Here is a 7675-nt window from a genome sequence, read left to right on the forward strand (position 1 = left end):
ATCTCATTTGACTGTAATTCCTGTTTCTCACGACTTCTTATTGTTTCAACTTACTTGATATTTACTATTCCCTTTGAAAATCCTTTATCACGTATTGCAACTGTACTAGTCTTATTATAGCACTCACACTCTCTTAATGTTAGCTTACCTTTTGTATTAGTTGATAAATCAAGACTACAAATCTCATCTTATTAGGGATAAAATACATAATAACTATAATTTCACAAACTAAGTAAGGTCAGCATGAAAAAAACAATTCAACAACATTTTTACTTTTCTATAGGTATCGGACTTTTTTCCGTTTTTATGGGGTTTGGACTTAAAATTTTTCTTGCCACGGTAATCGCAAAAAACGACCTGGCTCTTTACTACACAGCTATAGACATATTTTCTTTCTCACTCCTCGTACTTATCGGCTTTCGCTCCTCCATGGTTGTAACATATACCAAACTCAAAGAGGACAAAGGAATTTTAAAGATATTTCGTTACTTTATTTTAGGGGCCATTCTTATCTCATGGGCATTTGTGCTCCCCTATGTTAAACATAATTTTAATTTAGAAGTAGACTACTGGTACTTGGTAGCCACTATTCTTTCTATGAGTTTGTACCTCTACTTAAGTAATCAGCTAGCTATGTATAGACTCTATAGTGTTATGAACAAAACCAGTTTCATTGAGCCCTTGCTCTCAATCATCTGGTTTGTTTTGGCGTTTTATGTATCAGGAGCTCATGGTCTTCAATCTCTTTTCATCATGAGTTCTATGAGTTCGCTTTCACTTTCTTTATACATTTACATCTATAAAAGAAACAAACCTAATGAGCCCATTATCAAAAGAGTCATCCTTGATGAAGAGATGAAAAGCTTTATAAAAAAGTCTCTTATCTCGACTTTGGAGTTTAGCTCAGGAATGATACTCATCTATCTCTCGATTTTCTTTTTTAACCATTACTACTCAATAGACGAAGTGGGTGACTTTCAAGTTGTAACAAAACCTATACTAATGTACATGATTACACTTTTTGTTTTTCCAGTATTTAGATTTTTACTTCCTGAACTCAGTAAACTATACTATCAAAACGAAAAAGAGGCCATTATTAAACTAAAGTTTTGGTTTTATCGTTTCTCATTTTTAGTGAGCTTGGTGTTTATCGTGTCCATATACTTTTTCGGTGAGGAGCTTATAGCATTTTTATTTCCAGAGCAGTATGCAGGTGCATATCTTTATCTCTCACATTTGAGTTTCTTTTTTATCTTCATCATGTTAAACGCATATCAAATAGCCTTTATAAAAGCGAGCGGGGCATTTAGACTAGCTCTTTACATTCGTTTGAGCGGACTTGCTTTTTTCGTTATCTCGTTTTATCTCACTAAACTTTATTCAGAGAGTTCTATAGTCGTAGTGTTTGGCCTTGATATTGCATACCTTGGTATGTTTCTCTTTTCATGGATCGTTGAGCGAAATATAAATAAAAAAAATGTGAAGATATCATGAGTGTAGAAAGCTATAATAACACATATGTAATCGGTGATGTTCACGGTGCTTACCACTCACTTTTAAAGCTTATAAAGCAACTTCCACTAGATGCTCAGATTATCTTTGTTGGAGATCTATGTGACAAGGGAAAGTATTCCAAAGATGTTATAGAATTTGTTATAAACAATAACCATCCATGCGTGAAGGGTAACCATGAGCACCTCTTTGAAAAGTATATTTTAGATGCTGTTGAAAAAGGTATACATAGTCCATGGAGTAGTGATAAACGCTATGGTGGGCTCGCAACTATTGAGAGTTATAACAATGATATACCTCTTATAAAAAAACATCTCGAGTGGATACAATCTCTGCCTATTTACTTCGAAATCGAGCACTATTTCATAACTCACGGTTTTTCGCTAGAGTTTTATGAGCATAGAGATAACGAAGAGTACTATAATGAGTTCTTACTTAATAGATATTACCATGGAGATGAAGTACCAAAGAGCAGTATCATAAACATTTTTGGTCACTGTACTTTTGATGAAGTAGTTTCTGGTGAGAACTTTTTTTGTATAGATACGAGCTGTGCTTATGGAAAAAAACTTACAGCAATAGAGTTAGGGACTCACAAGCTCTATGAAGAGCCTATGGATAAGAGAGACTCTGACTTTAAAGCAGATGCCATAACTCTAAATGAATATAATGTGTACGAAGAGAGTTTTGAGTCAATCGCTTCTCTCGTAATAGATTCTAACTCAAAATACGGAGAGTATGACTTAGTTTCCAACGAGGTTCTATTTGCAATAGTAGATAAATATGGGGAACTAGGTAAAAAAGAGATACTCCAAATGTATGAGCGGGCACAAGTTTTTCCAAAACAGATAAAAAAGGTTTTAGGTGCTGAATATATAAAACATATAAAGTTTTAACAGATTTAGTACAAATAGATTTCTCATAACTCGTCTAACTTTTTTGCTTTTATCATGATTGAACGAATCATATCTTGAAAAACCAAGTAATGAATCGGTGCAAGGAGAAACCAGTAAAATCTTCCAAACAATCCTTTAGGATAAAAATAGGCAGTTTGTATAAACTCATCCTCTTTAATTCTAAACTCTAACCAAGCCTTTCCAGGTACTTTCATTTGTGCACGGAGGAGAAGTCTCTCATTCTTTTTTAAATCCTCAACACGCCAAAAGTCAACACTCTCACCTACTCTAAGGCTATAAGTGTCTCTTCGTCCACGGTTCAGCCCTGCTCCACCTATCATCTTATCCATGGTACCACGAATCTCCCATAACCAGCTGTATCCAAACCACCCCTCATCTCCACCTATAGAACAAAACACACTATAAAGTGCCTCTTTTGAAACACCATCAAGTAAGCATTTTTGACGATCTAAAAAAAGAGCTTCTGCAGTGTCATTTTTAAACTCTTTTTCTAAAGCATCCTTACCTCCTCCAGCATCACTCCAACGACTAAATACTTGATTTTTCTCCATCTCTAATATCGCTTGCTTGACTGCACTTTCATAGCTTTCGGGAGCTATGCTTGGAAAATACTTTGCGGCATTATCATTTTGTATGATTACCTCACTCGAGAGTCCTTCAATCAATGAACGAGCCACGCTGTAAGGAACAGGAGTAAAAAAGTTTAGCCAATGTGAAGAAAGTTTAATCGTCAAAATTGGAAGTGGAAATATCCATCTTTTAAGACCCAGAGCATGTGCACAACCTATCATCATCTCTTTGTAGGTCATCATTTCACTTCCGATATCAACTATGATATTCCCAACTAAAACAATATCTTTTGCAGATACAAGATACGAAATTACATCATCTACTCCGATGGGCTGAGCTAATGTCTTTACCCACTTGGGCGTCACCATCACAGGGAGCTTCTCAGTTAAGTGCCTAATTATCTCAAAACTAGAACTACCAGAGCCAATAATCACACCAGCACGTATCCAAAGAGTCTCAATTTCTAGTGGTTTACTTGAGAGTATTTCACCCGTTTCTATACGACTTACAAGGTGTGTGCTTGCATGTTCTTTTACTCCAAGACCACCAAGATAGACTATACGTTTTACACCTTGTTTTATTGCAGCATTTAAAAAGTTGTGAGCACTCAGTTTATCAAGTTCTCTATAGTTTTCTTCTTGAAGAGAGTGTATAAGATAGTAAACGATATCAATACCTTCTAGAGCCCTCTCAAGTGAACCTACATCAAAAGAGTCGCCTTGAAAAACTTCAGCTTTAATATCAGAAGTCATACTTTTTGGATTTCTAGCAAGTAAACGCAGACTTACATCTTCTCCTAAAAGTTTTTCCTTAAGTCTTCTTCCTATATAACCATTTGCACCTGTTAGTAGAATTTTCATAGTGTTTTCCTTTTACTAGGTTTCTTAAAACCTATCTGGTTTGGGGTAGAGTTTTGTCGTATTTTATTATTCATCTGCCTTAGCTGATGTCACTGTCTTTTGAAAATAAGCTAAACCAACAAACATAATGGTCGTTCCTATGAGTAAATAAAATGCTGAAAGCATATTTGTATAATCGTCTAAAACAATTTTGAAAACAACCATCAGTGTCTCTATAGAAAGTGCTATGATAATGGAGACCAAAAACTTTCCTAATATCTTGAACTCTCTGTTTTTCTCTTTATGAAAAGACTTAAAGAGAACTTCTTGCTCTATAATCTGACGAGAAAGGTCAAACATGGCAAGTCCAATAGTCACAGCGACGATAGACTTAAAAACATCATGTAAGAAGTCACTTCCTCCTAGGGAAAACATAAGAGCAAAAAGAACATAAGCACCATATCCTATAAGTGAGAGTGATATAAAGCCGAGAATACTCGAACCGAATATATAAACGAGCTTAATTGTTTTCTCGTGAATACTGTTGTACTCAATAAGTTTAAGCTCTTCAAAAAGTAGTACCATGTTTATGTCGATGACATAATAAACATCTCCAATTCTTTGTACAACCGAAATACTTGGATTTCCAGATGTGTGGTGGATATAGGGGCTCGAGATAAATACATCGTTATCTTTTAGGTCTATATTACTAAAATATTGACTTTTATCACTATCAATACTTTCTGCTATACTCTTATTTTTATATATGGAAGGACTATTTTGTTTATAATTACTATCTACTGAGTACATTATGTCAATATATTTATACTTTTTAAAAATACTTTTTGAATCTTTTAAAAGATTCCGAGGTAGAGCACCAACAATTCCTCTTATATGGCTCACTATATATGCCTGATCTTTTTTAAAAATTTGTACAATTTTTTTCATTTTCTATTTCCTATTCTTAATAGATATCATTATACTATTAAATATCGTATGTTATATATTCCTATAATATTAATGAATCAAAAAATCTTCTAAATTATTTTTTCCATAAGTTATACTCTCGTTGGTATCTTTAATCTGTTTAGCGATTATCGCCATTATTGTTTTAACACCGTCCGTTTTTTCAGGGTCAGTAAGGGGTAAAAGTCTTATCGTAAGAGAATTTTTCTTTTGTGAGAGTTGAACAAAAAAATTTTGGTTTTTTCCATTTTCAATTGCGAGTGATTCTATAAGTGCTGTTTGGGCACTAGCATTAATATATTTCTCCATTACTTTTAAGATTCCACCCTCAATTTTATTTGAGAATGACTCAACTGCTTCGTAAGCTTCTTTTGTCTCACTTATGTTTTCAAGTACTATATGTGGCATGTTTCTTCCTTTTTAATCATAATAAATTATCTTAGAACTTATATTATTATGTATTATCTCATATACCTAAAAACATTCATACTCTTTATTTGTCTATTCATCTATTTTAAAAATGTGCTATTTCCTGTGCTCTTAATATTGCACCTTCGAGGTAACCGCCCTCTTTAAAAGAAAACTCCGTCGCAGAAAATAAAATTTTATCGCTATAACTATTTGTATTTATACCATACTCTAGATGAGTACTCAGAGGTCTTCTGTCTTCGAATGATGCTGTGTACTGCTCATCTCTCCAATCAACTAAATGAATAGAGAGTATTTGTGTGGGGTCTATTTTAAAAATCCGTACTAACTGCTCCGTGATACTCTGCTTGAAATTTTGCATATTAGCATTAGAGCTTACAAAACCAAAAAGAGCTGCCTTCGTAGCTGTAGAAGCATCGTGAATCTCGACTAGCGGTCCATTATGCGAAAAAGCAAATCCACTTAGTCCCTGCTCTCTCCAAAAAGAACTCTTAAACTCTATGACACATTTTGCACTGTGTCCCATCCATGTAGCTGTGTTGGCCATTTTAACATGTAGTGCTTCTGGTAGTTTTGGATACAAGTCTAGGTTTAAAGCTAGTCTCGGTGGCAGAGTTACTATAGAAAAATCACTTTCATAACTCTGTGTTTGAGTTTTCACGACTACTTTATCAGTTTCATGATGAATACTTTGCACTACTTGAGATAAAAAAATATTTGTCTGTTTAAGACTTTTTTTAAGTATATCTATCAAGGAGCCAAGTGAACCGTTTACTCGTCTTGAAGGCATTGAAGACTGTGGCATAAAATGCTCGACTTTATCTTTTGTGTCATAAAGGGCATAACCTTGTGTATACTGAGAGAAGATTTCTAAACCTAGTGTTTGAATGAGTTGGAGCATCTCTTTATGGTGTGACCAGATCCAAGAAGGACCCATGTCATGTCCATCTATAGAGTATATTCTTCCACCTACTCTATCTCTAGCTTCTAAGATTGTGACATCAAACTTCTCTTCTAAAAGATAGGCCAAATATAAACCGCTTATACCCGCTCCTACTATAGTTATTTTTTTCTTCATACTTTTACCTATTTATAGAGTATACGAGCTATTCCAAAAGCAAACAGTCCTATAGCCAAGTCTTTTAATTCTCTATCGTAAAGCAGTGTAAAAATACCGCCTAAGAGAAAAGCAAATGATATAAAGTAAGACTTAACCGCAGTATGTAAATCTTTTTTTATCCACTCAATCTGATCGTTTGAGATTTCTACGTCTAACTCGTTCGAGCTTATTTTTTTCATAGCATTTTTAAAATCTTTAACTAAAAAAGGAATGTCACTTATCTCATCCTTTAGTGTCTCGACAATACTATCTTTTGCACCGAGTGCTTTTGGTATATTTTTTTGAAGTATTGGTAAGATATCTTTAATGCCATTAAAGTTTTCGATGTAGGTTGTTCCAAGACCTTCTATAATGGCACTAACTCGTAATATATATATATAGCATCGCTTGGAAGCTTAAAAGGTAAATTTCGAGTTGAGGCTAACACATCAAATGCCAGTTGTTGCATGGACTCGCTATTAAGATTGTCGTTTGAAAATATCTCGAACATTTTTGAAGTAAACTCAGCCAGCTCAGCTATTGGAGCTTCATAAGCTATGGTTCCTAACTTTTTATTCGCTGCAATATATCTCTCATAATCTTGTTCGTTCGCTGCTTTAATAAGCTCTATAATAGCTACTCTAGTATTATTTGGTATAGTTTTCACCATCCCAAAATCAAGAAGTATAAGAGTACCCTCTTTAGAAACTAGAAGATTCCCTGGGTGTGGGTCGGCATGAAAGTAGCCATTTATGAGCATTTGTGTCGTATAAAAATCAACGAGTGTCGCGATGATACTTTTAAAGTCAATATTGTTTTTTAAAATCGACTCTTTATCATCAAAACGAAACCCTTCCTCATAACTCATTACAAGTGCATCCTCTCTGCACAAAGAAGTATGAGGAATTGGAAATCGTATACCTGCATTTTTATAAACACTAGAGAACTTCAAAAGATTGTTTAACTCAATACTAAGATTAACCTCTTCTTGAATCATCTTCGAAAACTCGCTTATTACAGCTTCAATAGAGTTTTTTGTATAATGCGAAAAGAGAGGTTTAAAAAGTCTATTGAAACTGTTTATAATTTTTATGTCTGCCATCACTTGTTCATGTATAGTCGCACGACGAAGTTTTACCGCCACTTTTTCATCTTCATGTGTATATGCAATATGCACTTGACCGATAGAAGCGGATGCTATAGGCTCATACTCAAAACTTTTAAAACTATCTTTATTAAAGGCTCGGTTATAAACCTGGTCAAACTCTTTCGTGCTCATTGCAGGTAAGGAGTCGTGTAACATTTTAAGTTCTTCTAGATATTCTTTGTCAAAAAAATCCGAA

At 34.3% G+C, this 7675-nt stretch carries 8 protein-coding genes; 2 read left to right on the forward strand and 6 right to left on the reverse strand.

Features of this window, described 5'->3' with window-relative positions; all coding sequences use genetic code 11:
• Positions 1-243: 243 nt before the first annotated feature.
• Both HOG88_RS04085 and HOG88_RS04090 read left to right on the forward strand, forming a co-directional pair.
• Positions 244-1494: a hypothetical protein gene (locus HOG88_RS04085; RefSeq protein WP_295003487.1), complete on the forward strand. Its 1251-nt coding sequence runs from the start codon at positions 244-246 to the stop codon at positions 1492-1494.
• A complete protein-coding gene (locus tag HOG88_RS04090) occupies positions 1491-2408 on the forward strand; it encodes a metallophosphoesterase (protein WP_295003489.1) in 918 nt (305 codons plus the stop codon). Before HOG88_RS04085 ends, HOG88_RS04090 begins: the two co-directional genes overlap by 4 nt.
• A gap of 23 nt (positions 2409-2431) precedes the next feature.
• Here HOG88_RS04090 and HOG88_RS04095 read toward each other — a convergent pair whose 3' ends face one another.
• From HOG88_RS04095 to HOG88_RS04120, 6 genes are all read right to left on the reverse strand, one after another.
• Entirely contained in the window at positions 2432-3859 is a 1428-nt protein-coding gene (locus HOG88_RS04095; RefSeq protein ID WP_295003490.1) for an SDR family oxidoreductase, read from the reverse strand.
• Positions 3860-3925: 66 nt separating this feature from the next.
• Positions 3926-4786: a hypothetical protein gene (locus tag HOG88_RS04100; RefSeq protein ID WP_295003492.1), complete on the reverse strand. Its 861-nt coding sequence runs from the start codon at positions 4784-4786 to the stop codon at positions 3926-3928.
• Between the two features lie 69 nt (positions 4787-4855).
• On the reverse strand, positions 4856-5212 hold the full coding sequence (locus HOG88_RS04105) for a hypothetical protein (RefSeq protein WP_295003494.1): 357 nt from the start codon (positions 5210-5212) through the stop codon (positions 4856-4858).
• Positions 5213-5318: 106 nt separating this feature from the next.
• Positions 5319-6311: an FAD-dependent oxidoreductase gene (locus HOG88_RS04110; RefSeq protein ID WP_295003496.1), complete on the reverse strand. Its 993-nt coding sequence runs from the start codon at positions 6309-6311 to the stop codon at positions 5319-5321.
• Between the two features lie 8 nt (positions 6312-6319).
• Positions 6320-6532, reverse strand: a complete 213-nt coding sequence (locus HOG88_RS04115) for a hypothetical protein (RefSeq protein ID WP_295003498.1) — start codon at positions 6530-6532, stop codon at positions 6320-6322.
• Between the two features lie 167 nt (positions 6533-6699).
• The coding region (locus HOG88_RS04120) for an AarF/ABC1/UbiB kinase family protein (protein ID WP_295003501.1) at positions 6700-7675 on the reverse strand (976 nt) is incomplete at its 5' end.

The sequence above is a fragment of the Sulfurimonas sp. genome (assembly GCF_018698455.1).
Lineage (GTDB): Bacteria > Campylobacterota > Campylobacteria > Campylobacterales > Sulfurimonadaceae > Sulfurimonas.

Excerpts from the sequence above, each read along its gene's own strand:
- HOG88_RS04085 (WP_295003487.1), top strand. The coding sequence starts at position 244 with ATGAAAAAAACAATTCAACAACATTTTTACTTTTCTATAGGTATCGGA.
- HOG88_RS04090 (WP_295003489.1), top strand. The coding sequence starts at position 1,491 with ATGAGTGTAGAAAGCTATAATAACACATATGTAATCGGTGATGTTCAC.
- HOG88_RS04095 (WP_295003490.1), bottom strand. The coding sequence starts at position 3,859 with ATGAAAATTCTACTAACAGGTGCAAATGGTTATATAGGAAGAAGACTT.
- HOG88_RS04100 (WP_295003492.1), bottom strand. The coding sequence starts at position 4,786 with ATGAAAAAAATTGTACAAATTTTTAAAAAAGATCAGGCATATATAGTG.
- HOG88_RS04105 (WP_295003494.1), bottom strand. The coding sequence starts at position 5,212 with ATGCCACATATAGTACTTGAAAACATAAGTGAGACAAAAGAAGCTTAC.
- HOG88_RS04110 (WP_295003496.1), bottom strand. The coding sequence starts at position 6,311 with ATGAAGAAAAAAATAACTATAGTAGGAGCGGGTATAAGCGGTTTATAT.
- HOG88_RS04115 (WP_295003498.1), bottom strand. The coding sequence starts at position 6,532 with ATGAAAAAAATAAGCTCGAACGAGTTAGACGTAGAAATCTCAAACGAT.